The sequence below is a fragment of the Streptococcus sp. 477 genome (assembly GCF_013277295.1).
In the GTDB taxonomy this organism is placed as follows: domain Bacteria; phylum Bacillota; class Bacilli; order Lactobacillales; family Streptococcaceae; genus Streptococcus; species Streptococcus pseudopneumoniae.
Genome location: NZ_VMMQ01000057.1, coordinates 1 through 17730, shown reverse-complemented (window position 1 = coordinate 17730; position 17730 = coordinate 1). Strand labels below are relative to the sequence as shown.

The window sequence follows — 17730 nt, the reverse complement described above, 5'->3', positions numbered from 1 at the left end:
ACTTATTTTAATTTTTTCAAAAATTAACTTGACTTAATTTTTTTTTTAATGTATATTAAGAGACAGGAGGAATACAAGTTTATGATACGTATCGAAAACCTCAGTGTCTCCTACAAAGAAACGTTGGCACTTAAGGATATTTCACTAGTGCTCCATGGACCAACAATTACCGGCATCATTGGTCCAAACGGCGCTGGGAAATCAACACTATTAAAAGGTATGCTGGGAATTATCCCACATCAAGGTCAGGCATTTCTCGATGACAAGGAAGTTAAAAAATCCTTACACCGAATTGCCTATGTCGAACAAAAAATCAATATCGACTACAACTTTCCCATCAAGGTCAAGGAATGCGTCTCGTTAGGACTCTTTCCCTCTATCCCTCTCTTTCGAAGTTTAAAGGCTAAACATTGGAAGAAAGTGAAAGAAGCCCTTGAAATCGTCGGTCTAGCTGACTACGCTGAACGGCAAATCAGTCAACTGTCTGGAGGTCAATTCCAGCGGGTCTTGATTGCCAGATGTTTGGTGCAGGAAGCCGACTATATCCTCTTGGATGAACCCTTTGTTGGGATTGACTCTGTCAGTGAGGAAATCATCATGAATACGCTGAGAGATCTGAAAAAAGCTGGGAAGACGGTTCTCATCGTCCACCACGACCTCAGCAAGGTTCCCCACTACTTCGATCAAGTCTTGCTTGTCAATCGAGAAGTGATTGCCTTTGGTCCAACCAAAGAAACCTTTACCGAAACCAATCTCAAAGAAGCTTACGGTAATCGACTCTTTTTCAATGGAGGTGACCTATGATTGCAGAATTTATCGATGGATTGCAAAAATTCCATTTCCTACAAAATGCCTTGATAACAGCTATTGTCGTCGGGGTCGTAGCTGGAGCTGTGGGATGTTTCATCATTCTACGCGGGATGTCACTCATGGGAGATGCCATTTCACATGCTGTCTTACCAGGTGTAGCCCTCTCCTTCATCTTGGGCCTTGACTTCTTTATCGGAGCCATTGTCTTTGGATTGCTAGCTGCCATCATCATTACCTACATCAAGGGAAACTCGATTATCAAAAGCGATACCGCCATCGGCATTACCTTTTCTTCTTTCTTAGCCCTCGGTATCATCTTGATTAGTGTCGCTAAAAGTTCAACTGACCTTTTCCATATCCTTTTTGGTAATATCCTAGCCGTCCAAGATACGGATATGCTTATTACTATGGGTGTTGGTGCAGCCATTCTCTTGTTAATCTGGATTTTCTTCAAGCAACTCTTGATAACTTCCTTTGATGAACTCTTGGCTAAAGCCATGGGAATGCCTGTCAATTTCTATCACTACCTTCTCATGGTACTCTTGACTCTCGTGTCTGTGACAGCCATGCAAAGTGTCGGAACTATCCTGATTGTAGCCATGCTGATTACCCCAGCTGCAACTGCTTATCTGTATGCTAATAGCCTGAAAAGCATGATTTTCCTTTCCTCAACCTTTGGAGCTACTGCTTCAGTTTTGGGACTCTTTATTGGCTATAGTTTTAATGTTGCGGCAGGTTCTAGTATCGTGCTCACAGCTGCTAGTTTCTTTCTCATTAGCTTCTTTATCGCTCCAAAACAACGATATTTGAAACTAAAAAATAAACATTTGTTAAAATAAAGGGCAAAGCCCTAATAAATTGGAGGATCTAATGAAAAAATTAGGTACATTACTCGTTCTCTTTCTTTCCGTTATTGCTCTTGTAGCATGTGCTAGCGGAAAAAAAGATGCAGCTTCTGGTCAAAAACTAAAAGTTGTTGCTACAAACTCAATCATCGCTGATATTACTAAAAATATTGCTGGTGACAAAATTGATCTTCATAGTATCGTTCCGATTGGGCAAGACCCACACGAATACGAACCACTTCCTGAAGATGTTAAGAAAACTTCTGAGGCTGACCTCATTTTCTATAACGGTATCAACCTTGAAACAGGTGGCAATGCTTGGTTTACAAAATTGGTAGAAAATGCTAAGAAAACTGAAAACAAAGACTACTTTGCAGTCAGCGAAGGTGTTGAAGTCATCTACCTTGAAGGAAAAAATGAAAAAGGTAAAGAAGACCCACACGCTTGGCTCAATCTTGAAAATGGGATTATCTTTGCTAAAAATATCGCTAAACAATTGAGCGCCAAAGACCCTAACAACAAAGAATTCTATGAAAAAAATCTCAAAGAATATACTGATAAGTTAGACAAACTTGATAAAGAAAGTAAGGATAAATTTAATAACATCCCTGCTGAAAAGAAACTCATTGTAACCAGCGAAGGAGCATTCAAATACTTCTCTAAAGCCTATGGTGTCCCAAGTGCCTACATCTGGGAAATCAATACTGAAGAAGAAGGAACACCTGAACAAATCAAGACCTTGGTTGAAAAACTTCGCCAAACAAAAGTTCCATCACTCTTTGTAGAATCAAGTGTGGATGACCGTCCAATGAAAACTGTTTCTCAAGACACAAACATCCCAATCTACGCACAAATCTTTACTGACTCTATCGCAGAACAAGGTAAAGAAGGCGACAGCTACTACAGCATGATGAAATACAACCTTGACAAGATTGCTGAAGGATTGGCAAAATAAACCTCTGAAAAACGTCATTCTCACATGAGCTGGCGTTTTTTCTATGCCCACATTTCCGGTCAAATCATTGGAAAATTCTGACCGTTTCAGCTACAATGGAAGAAAAAAGATTGGAGTATCTTATGGTAACTTTTCTCGGAAATCCTGTGAGCTTTACAGGTAAACAACTACAAGTCGGCGACAAGGCGCTTGATTTTTCACTCACTACAACAGACCTTTCTAAAAAATCTCTGGCTGATTTTGATGGCAAGAAAAAAGTCTTGAGTGTCGTGCCTTCTATCGATACAGGCATCTGCTCAACTCAAACGCGTCGTTTTAATGAAGAACTGGCTGGGCTGGATAATACGGTTGTCTTGACTGTTTCCATGGACCTGCCTTTTGCCCAAAAACGTTGGTGCGGTGCTGAAGGCATTGAAAATGCCATCATGCTCTCAGACTACTTTGACCATTCTTTTGGACGTGATTATGCCCTCTTAATCAATGAGTGGCACCTATTAGCACGCGCAGTCTTTGTCCTCGATACTGACAATACGATTCGCTACGTTGAATACGTGGACAATATCAATTCTGAGCCAAACTTCGAAGCCGCAATTGCAGCTGCTAAAGCCCTATAGAAAAAATCCTCTGTCACAAAGAGTTCCCTACTCTTTGAAACGGAGGATTTTTTACAAGTAAATTCAAGTTCAATTATCTAAAAACAACTACCTTACTCTACAGATTTCAAGGCTTCAAGCATATCAACCTTTCTCAGATGATAATTGACAAAGAAACCAAGCAAGGCCAAAATGATGCTTACTGCTGCCACTGGAATTACATAGACTTCCCAGCCTACCTGCAGATAAAAGAGAATAGTCGCAGGCGAAATCATTTGAATCAAAAATTGGTGTAAATAGAAACCAGATACCAAACCAAGTACGATTCCCACAAGGGACAGCACAATCGTCTCACGATAAATGTAGAGGGTAACTTCATTATTATGAAAACCGAGAACCTTGATAGTGGAGAGTTCACGGATTCTCTCAGCCACGTTGATATTGGTCAGATTGTAGAGGATAACAATAGCCAACAGAACCGATACGATGACCAAGATGGTCATGGTCTGATTGAGTGAGCTAGCGACGGAGTCAAAGAGGCGAATGGCTGAAGCATTTTGAACAACACTGGACACCGCAGCTTGATTCATAAGTAAGCCTGCCTGACTTTCGATACTAGACGCACTGGTATCCCTTAGCGAGACCAGATAAGTGTTGGCTTGGGGTAGCTGTCCGTAAATTTGCTCATAGCTAGCCTGACTCATATAAATAAAGTGACCAACGTAGTTCTCAGTAATAGCAGCGACCTTTAGTTCCTTACCTTCAATTTCTAGAGTCTGCCCAACCTTGACATCTGCCAGCTGGGCAAGTTTAGCTGTAATAACGACGCCATCTTTTAATGTCAGCTCCTGCTGATGATGTTGCAGATAAATAAAGGGAGTCAAATCTTCCTTCTCTGTCATCATAAGGGTAATGGTCTGAAAACCAGCCTTGCCTTTGAAATCCTTGTCTAGCGTTTTAGAATAGATTTTCTGGTAAGCTTTGATGTCCTGCCCTCTCAACACTTCTTCTAGCTCTGCCTTGTCCTGATTGGTCGCACTAGGATTTTCAGAAACAATCATCTGATACTGTTGGATTTGTTGAAACTGTCTGGACGGAACTCCTGCTACAGAGGATTGGATTCCCAAACCTGCAAAGAGCAGGGCTACAGAACCTGCCACACCAAAGATCGTCATCAACATCCGTTGCTTATAACGGAAGATATTGCGGGCTGTTACCTTATGGGTAAAACTGAGATGGCGCCAGATAAAACCGATGCGCTCTAGTAAGATTTTAGCTCCTTTGACAGGAGGTTTAGGTAGTAAAAGCTGGGCTGCTTCGGCATGAAGTTCCCTCCAAGCCACCAGATAGGCTGGTAACACACTCGCCAACCAACTCAAGACAAGAGCTAGTAAGCTATAGGTCCAATAGAACTGAATCTGGGTTTCTCCCACCACCATGCCTTTTGTAATGACACTTGAAATCACACTAGCTAGTAAATAATGGCCAAGTATACTACCTAGAGCTGTTCCGACAGTCCCAGCTACTAGACCGTAGAGGAGAAACTTGGCGATAATATCCTTGCTACGATAGCCCAAGGCCTTAAAAATTCCTGCATGAGTTCGTTCTTCATCCACAAAACGAGTCATGGTTGTAAAGGTCACCATGGCTGCTACGGCATAAAGCACTACAGGAAAGATATTGCCCACTGCCCGAATACTGGCTGAAGCATTGCTGTACATGAGGTAGCCTTGACCGCCAGGCATGGTTTGCCGATTATAGACTTGATACTTGGGCTCAGCTAAATCATCCAAGACTTGCTGATGTTTTTCTAATTTTTCCTTTTCTTGGGCTAGATTTTGTTCGGCCTGCTTTAGCCTATCCTCTTCCTTGCTCAATTCCTGCTTGGCTTGGGTAAGTTGAGAACTAGCCTGCTCTCTCTGAGCTTGAGGAAGCAAAGCTAGTTGACTTTCCTGAGCCTGTAAACGAGCTTGAGCAGTTGCTAAACGACGCTTGCCTTCTTGCAAATTAGTCTCAACCTTGTCAAGGGTCTCTTGCCCCTTATCGAGAGACTCTTGCCCTTCTTTTTTCAAGAGTTGCAGACGTGCCTTGCCATTATCTGACAAAGCTTGTTCTAAATCTTCCTGATGCTGTTTGGATTTTTCTTCATAAGCTGATGAAAAAGCATTTAAGTCTGCTAAATCTTGATATTTCAAACGAGCTATATTGTAGACTTTCTGATCAAACTGACTAGGTAAAATCACCCCATAGGCTGTCAGAGTTCCACTTCCACTTCCTGCGTAGCCCATATCTCGCTGGGAGAGGATTTCAGCTGAATCCACAAAACCAGTAATGGTATAAGTATGGTCTTTTAAAGAGGAATGACCCTCTTCTTTTTCTTTAAAACTAATCTCCTGTCCCACACTATATTGACTCTGCAGATGACTGGCCAAAGCGATTTCCTTGTCTGACTGAGGAAGTCGTCCCTCTCTTAGTTGAAAGATTGAAATTCGCTCTGGTTTGGAATACAGCCGAATGGCATCCTGCCCATTCTCCATAGCCACATCTGTCAAATAGCCAAACTCGACCTCTGCACCCTCTATCTGTTCTAGTTCTTCTTGATCTGCTTGATCCAAACCATAGTTAGACATAACCGCCAAATCCAAGGTTTGAGCAGTTGTTAAATAAGCATTAGCTGTCGCCTCCATGTTGGGACTGGTTACTTTGAGGCCTACTAGGGCTAGAGATCCCAACATCATCAAGGTCAAGATGGATAAAAAACGCCCCTTGGAGCCTGTGAAGGACTGAATTAAGTCCTTCCAATAGGTTTTTCGCTTCATCATGCTAGTACTCCAAACTGTCGATATCCTGAGGATGCTGGTTGAGCACCACATCCTTGACACTGGCATCGTGCATATGAATCACGCGATCAGCAATGGGCGCTAAAGCTCCATTGTGAGTCACGATGATTACCGTTGCTCCCTTTTGACGAGACATGTCTTGGAGTATTTTCAAGACTTGCTTGCCCGTCTGATAGTCCAAGGCGCCTGTCGGTTCGTCACAAAGGAGAATTTTAGGATTTTTGGCTACCGCGCGTGCAATGGAGACTCGCTGTTGCTCCCCTCCAGAAAGCTGGGCTGGAAAGTTATTGAGACGATGAGCCAGACCTACATCTGTCAAGACCTGTTCAGGATCCAAGGCATCTGTCACAATTTCTGAGGCCAATTCCACATTTTCCTTAGCTGTCAGATTGGACACTAGATTATAAAACTGAAAAACAAAACCGACATCATTTCTACGGTAATTAGTTCTCTGGTGGGAATTGTAGTCGGCAATATTGGCACCATCAATCCAGATTTCCCCCTCATCATTGGTATCCATTCCCCCAAGAAGGTTAAGAACCGTTGACTTGCCTGCACCAGATGCACCTAGAATAATAACCAATTCACCCTTTTCAATTTCAAAATTCACATCGCGATTGGCCACAATCTCCGTGTCCCCAACCTGATAACGCTTGTAACAGTGTTTCATCTCAATATAAGCCATCAGTGCCACCCTCTCTTAAACAAATTACTTCCTACTATCATTATATCGCTTTTTCAACTAGTTGGAAACTGGGAACAAAAACAAAAAGCCTAGAAATCAATTCTAGACTTACATTTTTTTATTTTCCAAGGTAGTATTCAGAAACTACGTTCAATTTTTCGTCGAATTCGAATACCAATGGTGGGAAGTTAGGGATTTCCACGTCCATGATCTCGTCATCTGACAAACCTTTGATGTGTTTTACAAGGGCACGGATTGAGTTACCGTGAGCTCCTACGAATACGTTTTTACCATCTTTAAGAGCTGGAGCGATTTTATCTTCCCAGAAAGGAAGGGCACGTTCCAAAGTCACTTTCAAGTTTTCAGCATCTGGGATTACTGAGTCGTCAAGTGAAGCGTAACGACGGTCTGTGTGAGCTGAGTGCTCATCATCACGGTCCATGTTTGGAGGCAATACATCGTATGAACGACGCCAGATGTGAACTTGCTCATCACCAAATTGCTCAGCAGCTTCAGCTTTGTTTTTACCAGTCAAACCACCGTAGTGACGTTCGTTCAGGCGCCATGATTTTTCAACTGGAACCCACAATTGGTCAGAAGCTTCAAGAGCCAAGTTCGTTGTTTTGATCGCACGTTTCAATACTGAAGTGTAAGCTTGGTCAAATTCGATACCAGCTTCTTTGATCAATTTACCAGCGTCAATCGCTTGTTGTGTACCTTTTTCAGACAAATCAACATCAGCCCAACCAGTGAAAAGGTTAGCTTTGTTCCATTCAGACTCACCGTGGCGAGCAAAAACCAATTTTACCATTAGATGGATTCTCCTTTAAATTTTCCGAGGTTTCCCCTCGTTTATCTATTCTATTTTACACAATTTTTCACAAAAAAGCTAGTCATAACCAAAAAGGAAAGGACTGTTTGGCAATCCTTTTCCTTCTTAGTATCAGACAACAACCTTACTTCTCTTCAAATCCTTCTGCGACTGCGTCCGCAAAGTTTTCTTCTACGATGCTTGCACAGTGGTCACAGATAACTGCGTGGTAGCTACGTTCTGCTGTTGTTGGGTCGATACGACGGCAGCGGTCACATACTTGGCCTGCAGCGCGTTCAACTGTAAAGGCTACATCTTCGAAGCTAACAGCAGCTTCTGGAGCTGGTCCTTCTGCGATGGTCAAGTCTGACACAATCAAAAGTTGAGCTACATTGCTGTTTACTGCTTCAAGTAGAGTTTTCACAACTTCGTTTGGATAAACTGTCAAGTGAGCTTCAAGTGATTTACCGATAACTTTGGCATTACGCGCTTCTTCCAAGGCTTTTTGAGCTTGTCCACGGAAGTCCATGAAAGCTGCCCATGTATCCAAGATTTCTTCTTGATTAGCAAAAGTTTCTGCTTCTGGCAATTCTGACAATTGAACAAAGTCTTCAGCTTCAAACTCAAGGTATGACCAGATTTCTTCCGCAGTATGAGGAAGGATTGGTGTCAAGAGTTTGGTGATTTTGACAAGAATGTCATAGAAGACAGTCTGCATTTGACGGCGTTCCAATGATTTGGCACCTTCAATGTAAACAACGTCTTTGGCAAAATCAAGGTAGAAGGCTGACAAGTCAACGTTGATAAAGTTCACCAAGGCCTTGTAGATTGTCAAGAATTCAAAGTCCGCATAGGCATCACGAATGGTCTTGACAAGCTGGTTAAAGCGAATCGTCATGTACTTATCAACTGAACGAAGTTCATCGTAAGCGACTGCATCTTGAGCTGGGTTAAAGTCAGATGTATTGGCAATCAAGAAACGAAGAGTGTTACGGATCTTACGGTAAGTTTCAGAGACTTGGCTCAAGATATCCATAGAGATACGCACGTCGTTGCTTGAGTCAACACTTGTTACCCAGAGACGCAAGATTTCAGCACCGAATTGTTTTTCAACATCGCTTGGAGCAATGGTATTTCCAAGAGATTTAGACATCTTCTCACCTTTACCATCAAGGGCAAATCCTTGTGACAGAATTTGTTTGTAAGGTGCTACACCATGATTGGCAACAGATGTGATGAGTGATGAGTTGAACCAACCACGGTATTGGTCAGAACCTTCTAGGTAAAGATCTGCTGGGTAAGTCAACTCAGGACGGTTTACTACAACTCCATTCCATGATGAACCTGAGTCAAACCAAACGTCCATGATATCTGTTTCTTTTTTGAACTCACCATTTGGTGAACCTGGATGAGTAAATCCTTCTGGCAAGAGGTCCTTAGCATCACGTTCCCACCAAATACTTGAACCATGTTCCTCAAAGAGTTGAGCCACGTGTTCAATAGTTTCAGCAGTCATGATAGCTGTACCATCTTCAGCGTAGAAGATAGGAAGCGGAACACCCCAAGCACGTTGACGAGAGATAACCCAGTCACCACGGTCACGAATCATGTTGTAAAGACGCACTTTCCCCCATTCAGAGTGGAATTTTACTTTTTCAATTTCATCCAAGATTTCTTGACGGAATTTTGATACAGAAGCAAACCATTGTGGAACTGCACGCCAGATAATTGGTTTCTTAGTACGCCAGTCAAATGGATATGAGTGAGAAATTTCTTCTTGGGCAAGAAGGAGGCTGCCAAGTTTTTCAATAACAGTTGGTACAACCTTATCGTAGAATTGGCCTTCAAACTCAGGACCAGCATTCTTCATCATGATACCACGTTCGTCAACAGTCACTGCGACTTCAAGACCATTAGCAATACCAACATTATAGTCGTCCTCACCAAAACCAGGGGCTGTATGGACGATACCAGTACCAGAGTCAGTGGTAACGTGGTCACCAAGGATAACGAGCTCATCTACTGCAGTATCCCATGGGTGTTCTGTCACGATGTGGTTGAGTTCTTGACCACGGTAAGTTGCCAACACTTGAACATCAGCCCAACCAAATTTCTCAGACAAGCTAGTCAACAATTCTGCAGCAACGACAAACTTACGAGTTTCACCAGCAGGTTGAACTAAAACGTAATCAATATCTGCTCCAACCGTCAAACCACGAGAAGCTGTGATAGTAAATGGAGTTGTTGTCCAGACTACGATATAAGTCTCTGTATCTAGAACACCTTTGCCATCTTTTACCTTATTGGCATAGTAAAGGGAAGTTGAAACCAAATCATGGTATTCAATTTCCGCTTCGGCAAGGGCTGACTCAGATGACCATGACCAGTAAACTGGTTTTGCACCACGGTAGATATAGCCTTTATTAGCCATCTCACCAAATACACGGATTTGAGCTGCTTCATAATCAGGAGTCAAAGTCACATATGGATTTTCCCAGTCACCAGAAACACCCAAACGTTTAAAGTCTTCACGTTGTTTATCTACTTGAGAAAGAGCGTATTCACGGCAAAGTTTCAAGTACTCAACCAAGTCCATTTCTTTACGTTTGACACCTTGTTTTGCCAAAACTTGCTCGATTGGCAGACCATGAGTATCCCAACCTGGGATAAATGGTGCGTAAAAACCTGACATAGATTTTGAGCGAACAATGATATCTTTTGAAATCTTGTTCATAGCGTGTCCAACGTGGATATTTCCGTTCGCGTATGGAGGGCCATCATGCAAGGTGAAATGAGGTTTTCCTTGGTTCAATTCTTGACGACGTTGGTAAAGTTTTGCATCTTCCCATTCCTTTTGCCAAACTGGCTCTTTGGTAGGAAGGCCTGCACGCATTGGGAAAGCTGTTTTCCCAAGATTAAGGGTATCTTTGAGTTTCATGGTATCTCCTTTATAAATAATCACAAATTAAAAACCACGACTGCCAAAAAGGACGAAAATCGTGGTACCACCTTTATTCGGAAAAAGATTTAGTCTTTCTCCCTCTTATCCCGTAACGTGGGGAACGTCAAATCCTACTAACTTCAGACTTGAGTTTTTGAGAGGATAATCTTATCAATAGGGATTACAGGACTCACACCATCTCCTGCTCGCTGGAAATATAAGGATAAGATATTGTTCTCAGAATATTTCTTATAAAATTGTAACGGATTCTTGCGGTGCTTCAAATCCTGGTGCTGAATCAAATGTTTCTGTAGCTGGTGTTGGAGCCGAAGGATGTACTGGAGCTACTTCTGGCTCTTCATACATTGGACCAACTGGATGAGCAGGTTCTTCTTCCATTTGAGGACCCACTACAGGAGTTGGAGCTTCCACTTCCTGTTTAGTCTGAGCTTCAAATTCAGCCAATTCTTTATTGGCTGCTTCAATACGAGCCTGTAACTCTGCCATTTCTGCTTGAGAGAACTGACGTGTCATATCAATTGGTTCTTCCTCAATTGGAGCTGGAATCGGTTCTCCAAGTACCTCGCTAACCACTTCTTTAAAGGCTTCATCACTGGTTTGAAGATAAGTAGCTGTTGGGCGAAGAATATCTTCCCAGTCTGAAGATTCAACAATAGCCAACTGACTCTCAATTGTAGATTTGAGACGTTGGTGGAAGACACGGCTCTTGTTCTTCAACTCTTCGGTTTCAACAGCAACTTTCTTAGCATTGTCTGTTGCTTGACGAAGAATCTCGTTTGCCTTATATTTAGCTTCTTCCAACAAGCGTTGCGCATCCTGCTCTGCTTGATGAATGATATTGTTTGAACGTTCATGTGCTGCTTGTTTCACTCGCTCAGCTGTGTCTTGGGCAATCAATACAGACTGGCTCAATGAATCTTTCATTTCGTCAAAGTAAGACAAACGCTCTTCTAAACTCTTAATACGCAAATCTTTATCATGATTCGCACGAACAAGATCTTCGTAATCACGAACCACAATATCTAAAAATTCATCGACTTCTTCTGGATCAAAGCCTCTGAATCGAGTTCCAAAGGTCTTGTCCTTTATTTCTAATGATGTAATTGGCATTCTATTCCTCACTTACTTAATAATAACTGGACGGTTATTTTTTTCTTCTCTTTTTTCGTTTGTCCCTTATCTTGAAGTAATCTCAAGCGACCAAATTTTCTCACACTAATCAAATCTCCAACTTGAACAGTGTAATCTGATTTGTCTACCACATGATAATTTACTTGGACAAGTTTCTTTTCAATCAACTGGTTTGCTTGATTCCTAGATAGTTTCAAAACATTTGATAAAAGAACATCTAATCGAAAACTAGACACAGATAAATCCAGTTCTCGATACTGTTCTAGCTTATCTATTTTCTCGGCGAAAGGACGTTCCTCCAGCGAAACAGGTATACGACCAATTTTCTTTAATCCATCTTGAAAGAGAAGAAGAAACTGCTGATTAATCATAATCTGCGCCCGTTCTTCATCTACTAGGATATCTCCAAAAAGTTTCCGTTCAATCCCTAATTGATTGATGACTGTCCCTAAAATCTTAGCATGCGTTAAATGTTCAAATTTATTGGAATACACGATTTCCTGAAGAGATATTTCAAAATCTGAAAACTCTGGTTGGAAATAATCTGGGTATAATAAAACTCGAACATACTCACTCGAGACAAATTCCCCACTACTGCTACAAGCAAGACCATAGGTTTTGGCCAAAATCTTTAATAGCTTCTCCTGATGAGGATTGATAAAAGGAGTTAAAAAAGGAGCATAGCTATCTTCTACCTTCTTTATCCATTCCATTCCCTTGTCAAGAAAGGGACGATCTTCTATGGAGAAATGCTGATAAATCCCTTTATTCATCCTATCATCGCCAGAAAACGGACTAGGTTTTCTCCTAAAAATCGAACCAAAACAATCGCAACCCAAACAGATAAATCAAGGCCCGCTATCTGTAAAGGCAGGCGTTGCAAGGGAGCAAGAACTGGTTTTACCAACGCTACAATCCAACGACCTAAACTGGATTCGTAGGCACCTGGAAACCAAGACATGACAGCGAAGGCTACCAAAATCAGGGAGTAAATATCCACTGCATTATAAATCATACGAATTAAAAAAATCATTATCGTACTCTATTTCGTCTCATATCAAAATCAAACTCACCCTGTTGATCTTCATCTGGCAAACGAATATCTTCTACATTCACAATAACATTCACTGGTGTCAACAGATACATGGTAGAAGCTACTTTTTTCAGACTTCCAGCTAGAACATGGCAAGCCCCATCCAGGTAATCCAAACAACGACGAGCCTGCACTTCAGTCATATATTGAAAATCAATCAAGATACTTTCGTTTCCTGCCAATAAATCAACAATTTCTGTTGCGTCTTCATATTTTCTAGGATAACGAACATCTATAATGACCTTATCAGTTGCACGCTGACTCTGATTTGCCAATTCCTGTTGTCTTGCATGAAGTCTGGTGATATTGTTCTCCTTTGTTCCAGCTGATTGTGGAGTTTGAGTGATTGGGAGAGCCGGTTCCTGTGAAGAATTTACTGGAGTAAACACAGGCTCATCTCTTTTTTCATAAGGGAGACTTGAATCCTCATCCTCCGTAAAATAATCTATAAATCTATCGAATCTATCTTTTAAAGACATGGTTCTCTCCTACTTAAAAAATGCTGTACCTATACGAACAAAGGTGGAACCGAATTGAATCGCTTCTTTATAATCACGACTCATTCCCATACTTAACTCGGTCATAGGCATATTTGGAATTTGTTTTTCTTGGATTTCTCTTTGTAAATCTTGGGTCGCCTTGAAAATTTCTTTCAACTGCTCACTTCTAGCCTCAAAAGGTGCCATCGTCATTAAACCAACATATTCAATCTTATCTAGTCTGGCTAACTCTGGCAAGATATCCAGCAGTTCCTCTCTCGAAAAACCGTGCTTGCTTTCTTCTTTAGAAATATTTACTTGAAGGAAACACTTGATGACTCGGTCACTTCTTTTTTGGATTTCCTCCGCTAGCTTTACTGAATCCAAGGCATGGAAATAATCAACGTATTGAATGACATCTTTCACCTTACGTCTTTGCAAGGTACCAATCAAATGCCAAGTCACATCTCGATCTTTTAAAGCTTCATATTTTTCCAGAAACTTATCTACACGATTTTCACCGATATGATGAACCCCTAGCGGAAGCAAGGCTTCCGCTGTCGGTACATCTACATACTTGGTAACTGCAATGACAGAGACTGAACCACTCTCTCGATGAGCACTCAGACTAGCCTCTGCAACTTCTCGAAAAACAAGTTCTGTATTTTCTTTTACATTCATTTACTTAACGATTTTTGAAAAATGGAGGTGTATCCAATTCATCTTCATCTTGTGATGTTGGGGCTTCAAAGCGTTCAACTGGAGAAACGACTGAATCTGTTGTACGAACAATCGATTCACGGCGAAGATCCCAATCACCAAAAGCAGATGCTTGAGTTGGTTCCAAACGACGTGGATTTTGTTTTGGCAATTCAGCTGTTTCTGCCATATCAAAATGACGATCAAAGCCATGTGAATGAGCTGATTTCACTGTCTCACGGTAGTTAGTAGTCGGTCTAGCTTGTGGAGCAACAGCCTTCTCTACGCGGTCTTGACGAACACCCGTTGCGACAACTGTTACACGAATTTCATCACGCATACTTTCATCAATTGAAGTACCGAGCCAGATGTTCACTCCTTGACCTGCTGCCTGGTTCACAATTTGTGAAGCCTCCTCAGCTTCAATCAAGGTTAAATCGAGACCACCAGTTACGTTGACAATCACATCTTCTGCTCCATCAATTGTTGTTTCAAGAAGTGGAGAGTAAATTGCCTTACGCGCCGCTTCTACCACACGTTCTTCTCCACTACCGATACCAATACCCATGAGAGCATTCCCTTTATTTGCCATAACTGTTTTCACATCGGCAAAGTCAAGGTTAATCAATCCTGGATTGGTAATCAAATCTGTAATCCCTTGAACACCTTGACGAAGAACGTTATCCGCTTCGCTAAGAGCCTCCAAAAGCGGTGTTTTCTTATCAACAATTTCAAGCAAGTTGTTGTTTGAAATAATCAATAGAGTATCCACATGCTCACGAAGTTGATTGATTCCTTCTACAGCAAATTGTCCACGCTTACTTCCTTCAAAACCAAAGGGACGTGTTACAACACCAACTGTAAGCGCACCTAAATCTTTGGCGATACGAGCAATAACAGGAGCAGCTCCAGTTCCAGAGCCTCCTCCCATACCAGCAGTGATGAAGACCATATCGGCGCCACTGATAGCTTCCGTCAGTGTTTCTTCGCTTTCTTCAGCAGCTTTACGACCAACCTCAGGTTGACCTCCTGCACCCAAACCACGAGTCAATTTAGGTCCCAACTGAATAACAGTCTCAGCTTTTGTACTACTCAATGCTTGTACATCTGTGTTTGCTGCGATAAATTCTACGCCTGTAACACCTTCGTCGACCATACGGTTGATGGCATTGCCACCACCTCCACCGACACCAATTACTTTAATCACTGCACCTTGAGCAGCAGCTGTATCAAATGAAAATGTCATAATTTATTTTTCCTCTTTATTCGTCAAACATGCTTCCGATCAAGCCACGGAAACGATCTGCTAATTTCGGTTTATTTTGTGAAGCTTGTTGGAAATCCGCCATTGGTTCTGTAGGAGCCACCGGCTCTACTTCTGGAGCAGGAGCTGGTTGAACAGGCGTTGATTGTACAAACTGAGCTGTTTTTTGCAGCATCCCACCAAAACTAATTGGCTGATGGCTTAAGTCATTCTCACCTTTTATCGCTCTCTGAGCCAAAAGATTCACTTCTGTTAATTGACCCGCAAATTCTGATAAACTAATCACATGCGCAAAGGCTGGATTACGGATACCAACTTGATTTGGAACATAAAGCTTGACACGGACGCCAAAGACTTCCTGAGCAAGTTCAACCATACCTGGTAAAATGGCATTCCCACCGATTAAGACAATACCACCAGGGAGCTCCAATAGACGTCTTCTATCTAATTCTTGCTTGATTTGCTCAAGGATGTGCTTAATTCGTGCAGAAATAATTTCTGACAAGTAGGCTTCCGTCACTTCAACTGCTTCTACTTCTCCAATAACTTCTACTTGGAAGGTTTCTTTGCTTGCAAGAGGCGGATAGGCTTCCCCGTAATTCAGTTTCAAGCCTTCCGCTAATTTGCGAGAGGTTTTCAAAACCTTGGAGATATCTTTAGTTACATAATCTCCACCTTCTTGGAGAATATGTGTGAACTGAAGTTCTTGGTTACGGATTGTAGCGACAGTCGTTTGACCTGCTCCCATATCAATCACTGTAGCACCAAATTCACGTTCACCTTCGTTCAAAACTGATTGAACCATTGCTAGTGGTGAAATAATAACATTTTCAACCTGTAGTCCGACACGTTCTACTGTCTTACGTAGGTTATGTAAAATAGTGCGAGGACCTGTATAAAGCAAACCACGCATTTCAAGACGAACCCCCATCATGCCACGTGGGTCACGAATCCCTTGGAAACCATCCACAATAAATTCTTCAGGAATAAAGGTAATGACTTCACGGTCAGGTGTCATACTCTTTGTCAAAGCTGATTTGACAACATTTTCAACATCTTGATCCGTAATTTCCTTGGTATCAGATGTTACTGGAATCATCCCTTGAGTTGGTTCTACCTGCAAAAGATTACCAGGCAAGCCGACATTCACTGATTTAATCGAAATGCCTGACTTTTCTTCTGCTTGGGAAATGGCTGACTTGATAGCAGTTGCTGCTGCATCAATATCAACAATAATTCCATCCTTTACACCTTTACTTTTGGCATTACTCACGCCAATTACATTTAATTCACCATTTCTCTGCTCGGCTACAAGCACCTTGACAGAGCTTGTTCCAATATCTAGACCTGTAAAAAAGCCTTCTCTAGCCATTACATCGCATCCTCTCTATCTTCCAAGTTTCGCACTTCGTATTATTCCATAGCTAAACTTAGGCATAGCTATTCACAGAATATTATAACACAAAAAATTTAATCATGCTTGCTTTTTTCCTAAATTTCCCAGCCAATTTTTGAGTTTCTATGTTCAGAAATTCTTATTTTATAAGCTGCTTGTAAAAACTCTCTAAGACAAAAAAAGAAAGCTCTGTGTTAAGCTTTCTTTGCAATCATTTTTTCTGCTTCTTGAGCTAAAAAGAATTCTAAGATTTTCTTAGTCAAACTGATAGTAGCTACCAGCACAATTGAAACAAGTAAATAATTAGCTACTAGACCATGATCCCCAACCAATGGCGGTTTTGTCAAGAATCCGTAATCCCCACCTGTTACCAAATTGACCACAAAAATCAAGGCATTTAGGGCAAAGGTCATGAGAAAAATTCCCTTCACATCCAGCAATTTCGCACTATACTGTCTCAATAGATAAACTAGAGAGTTCCCCAAGAGTGCTAAATGACCAAAGATAAAGGATAAAATGGTGATATGTGGAAAAGGGTAAGCATCTGGCACTGGATAAACAAAGGCTGCTAATGTCCCAAATGTTCCCAATAATGCAAAGTATTGTTTATATTTGGACTGACCAGGAAGCAAGAGTACCACAAACATAGCCATACGGCAATGGTAAAAGGGTAGGCTTTCTGACAATGGCATATGATTGACCCAGTACCAACCATAAAGAAGGATCAACTGAACGGCCTGTAAAATCTGGAAAAATCGTTGGTAAACCTTCTTTTCACGATAGCGATAGGCTGTATAAAAGGTCAAGGCTAAGAGCGTAAATAGGCTAACATACCAAAAAAGGTCAAATTTAGGTGGTTCTGTTGGCTGAGTTGTAAAAAAAATATCCCATAAATTCATCTAGTCTTCCTCATAATTCAAAATTTTCCTGCATATTATTATACCATGCTATTTGTCAAAAATGGATTTAGAAATACGATAATCATCTTCTTAGTCAAGATATTGCTCCCTCTGACCTTGATAAACCTGCCAAAGAATCTCGATTTGCTCCTTGGTAATGCGTTTTTCAGATAAATTCGGCAGTTGGTCAATTGCAAAAAATTGAAGGTCAGCGATTTCTTGATTTTCTTGGAATTGTCCATCGAGAAGCGGGACTTTGACAGTTGTG

The 17730-nt window shown here is 41.5% G+C and carries 16 protein-coding genes; 4 read left to right on the top strand and 12 right to left on the bottom strand.

Features of this window, described 5'->3' with window-relative positions:
* Positions 1 to 81 precede the first annotated feature (81 nt).
* The 4 genes from HT691_RS07145 to tpx all read left to right on the top strand — a co-directional run bounded on the left by HT691_RS07145 (position 82) and on the right by tpx (position 3224).
* Positions 82 to 804, top strand: a complete 723-nt coding sequence (locus HT691_RS07145; protein WP_000619142.1) for a metal ABC transporter ATP-binding protein — start codon at positions 82 to 84, stop codon at positions 802 to 804.
* Entirely contained in the window at positions 801 to 1649 is an 849-nt protein-coding gene (locus HT691_RS07140) for a metal ABC transporter permease (RefSeq protein ID WP_000559788.1), read from the top strand. The genes HT691_RS07145 and HT691_RS07140 overlap by 4 nt, the downstream gene beginning before the upstream one ends.
* 31 nt (positions 1650 to 1680) lie before the next feature.
* A complete protein-coding gene (psaA, locus tag HT691_RS07135) occupies positions 1681 to 2610 on the top strand; it encodes a metal ABC transporter substrate-binding lipoprotein/adhesin PsaA (RefSeq protein WP_023933209.1) in 930 nt (309 codons plus the stop codon).
* 122 nt (positions 2611 to 2732) lie between these two features.
* Complete coding sequence (tpx, locus tag HT691_RS07130) at positions 2733 to 3224, top strand: thiol peroxidase (protein WP_000256026.1); 492 nt, start codon at positions 2733 to 2735, stop codon at positions 3222 to 3224.
* 92 nt (positions 3225 to 3316) lie between these two features.
* Here the strand turns inward: tpx and HT691_RS07125 are convergent, their stop codons facing one another.
* The 12 genes from HT691_RS07125 to HT691_RS07070 all read right to left on the bottom strand — a co-directional run bounded on the left by HT691_RS07125 (position 3317) and on the right by HT691_RS07070 (position 17462).
* Positions 3317 to 6025, bottom strand: coding sequence for an FtsX-like permease family protein (locus HT691_RS07125; RefSeq protein WP_172925314.1), 2709 nt, complete (start codon positions 6023 to 6025; stop codon positions 3317 to 3319).
* 1 nt (position 6026) lies between these two features.
* Positions 6027 to 6728, bottom strand: coding sequence for an ABC transporter ATP-binding protein (locus HT691_RS07120; protein WP_023933206.1), 702 nt, complete (start codon positions 6726 to 6728; stop codon positions 6027 to 6029).
* 118 nt (positions 6729 to 6846) lie between these two features.
* Positions 6847 to 7539: a phosphoglycerate mutase gene (locus HT691_RS07115; RefSeq protein ID WP_000240129.1), complete on the bottom strand. Its 693-nt coding sequence runs from the start codon at positions 7537 to 7539 to the stop codon at positions 6847 to 6849.
* 145 nt (positions 7540 to 7684) lie between these two features.
* Positions 7685 to 10477, bottom strand: a complete 2793-nt coding sequence (ileS, locus tag HT691_RS07110) for an isoleucine--tRNA ligase (RefSeq protein ID WP_138706134.1) — start codon at positions 10475 to 10477, stop codon at positions 7685 to 7687.
* Between the two features lie 252 nt (positions 10478 to 10729).
* Positions 10730 to 11611, bottom strand: a complete 882-nt coding sequence (locus tag HT691_RS07105) for a DivIVA domain-containing protein (RefSeq protein WP_001123177.1) — start codon at positions 11609 to 11611, stop codon at positions 10730 to 10732.
* A gap of 8 nt (positions 11612 to 11619) precedes the next feature.
* The gene (locus tag HT691_RS07100) at positions 11620 to 12405 is read right to left on the bottom strand and encodes an RNA-binding protein (RefSeq protein ID WP_001032411.1); all 786 of its coding nucleotides are present in this window, start codon (positions 12403 to 12405) and stop codon (positions 11620 to 11622) included.
* Positions 12402 to 12665 (bottom strand): YggT family protein, encoded by a 264-nt coding sequence (locus HT691_RS07095; protein ID WP_000576513.1) that lies wholly within the window; start codon positions 12663 to 12665, stop codon positions 12402 to 12404. The genes HT691_RS07100 and HT691_RS07095 overlap by 4 nt, the downstream gene beginning before the upstream one ends.
* The gene (locus tag HT691_RS07090; protein ID WP_000053381.1) at positions 12665 to 13204 is read right to left on the bottom strand and encodes a cell division protein SepF; all 540 of its coding nucleotides are present in this window, start codon (positions 13202 to 13204) and stop codon (positions 12665 to 12667) included. The genes HT691_RS07095 and HT691_RS07090 overlap by 1 nt, the downstream gene beginning before the upstream one ends.
* A 9-nt stretch (positions 13205 to 13213) precedes the next feature.
* Positions 13214 to 13885 carry a YggS family pyridoxal phosphate-dependent enzyme gene (locus tag HT691_RS07085; RefSeq protein WP_166731381.1) on the bottom strand — a complete coding sequence of 224 codons (672 nt, stop codon included), beginning with the start codon at positions 13883 to 13885 and terminating at the stop codon, positions 13214 to 13216.
* Positions 13886 to 13889: 4 nt separating this feature from the next.
* Entirely contained in the window at positions 13890 to 15149 is a 1260-nt protein-coding gene (gene ftsZ, locus HT691_RS07080) for a cell division protein FtsZ (RefSeq protein WP_172921699.1), read from the bottom strand.
* A 16-nt stretch (positions 15150 to 15165) separates the two neighbouring features.
* Positions 15166 to 16539, bottom strand: coding sequence for a cell division protein FtsA (ftsA, locus tag HT691_RS07075; protein WP_000090408.1), 1374 nt, complete (start codon positions 16537 to 16539; stop codon positions 15166 to 15168).
* Between the two features lie 218 nt (positions 16540 to 16757).
* A complete protein-coding gene (locus HT691_RS07070) occupies positions 16758 to 17462 on the bottom strand; it encodes a TIGR02206 family membrane protein (protein ID WP_001055261.1) in 705 nt (234 codons plus the stop codon).
* Positions 17463 to 17730: the final 268 nt, after the last annotated feature.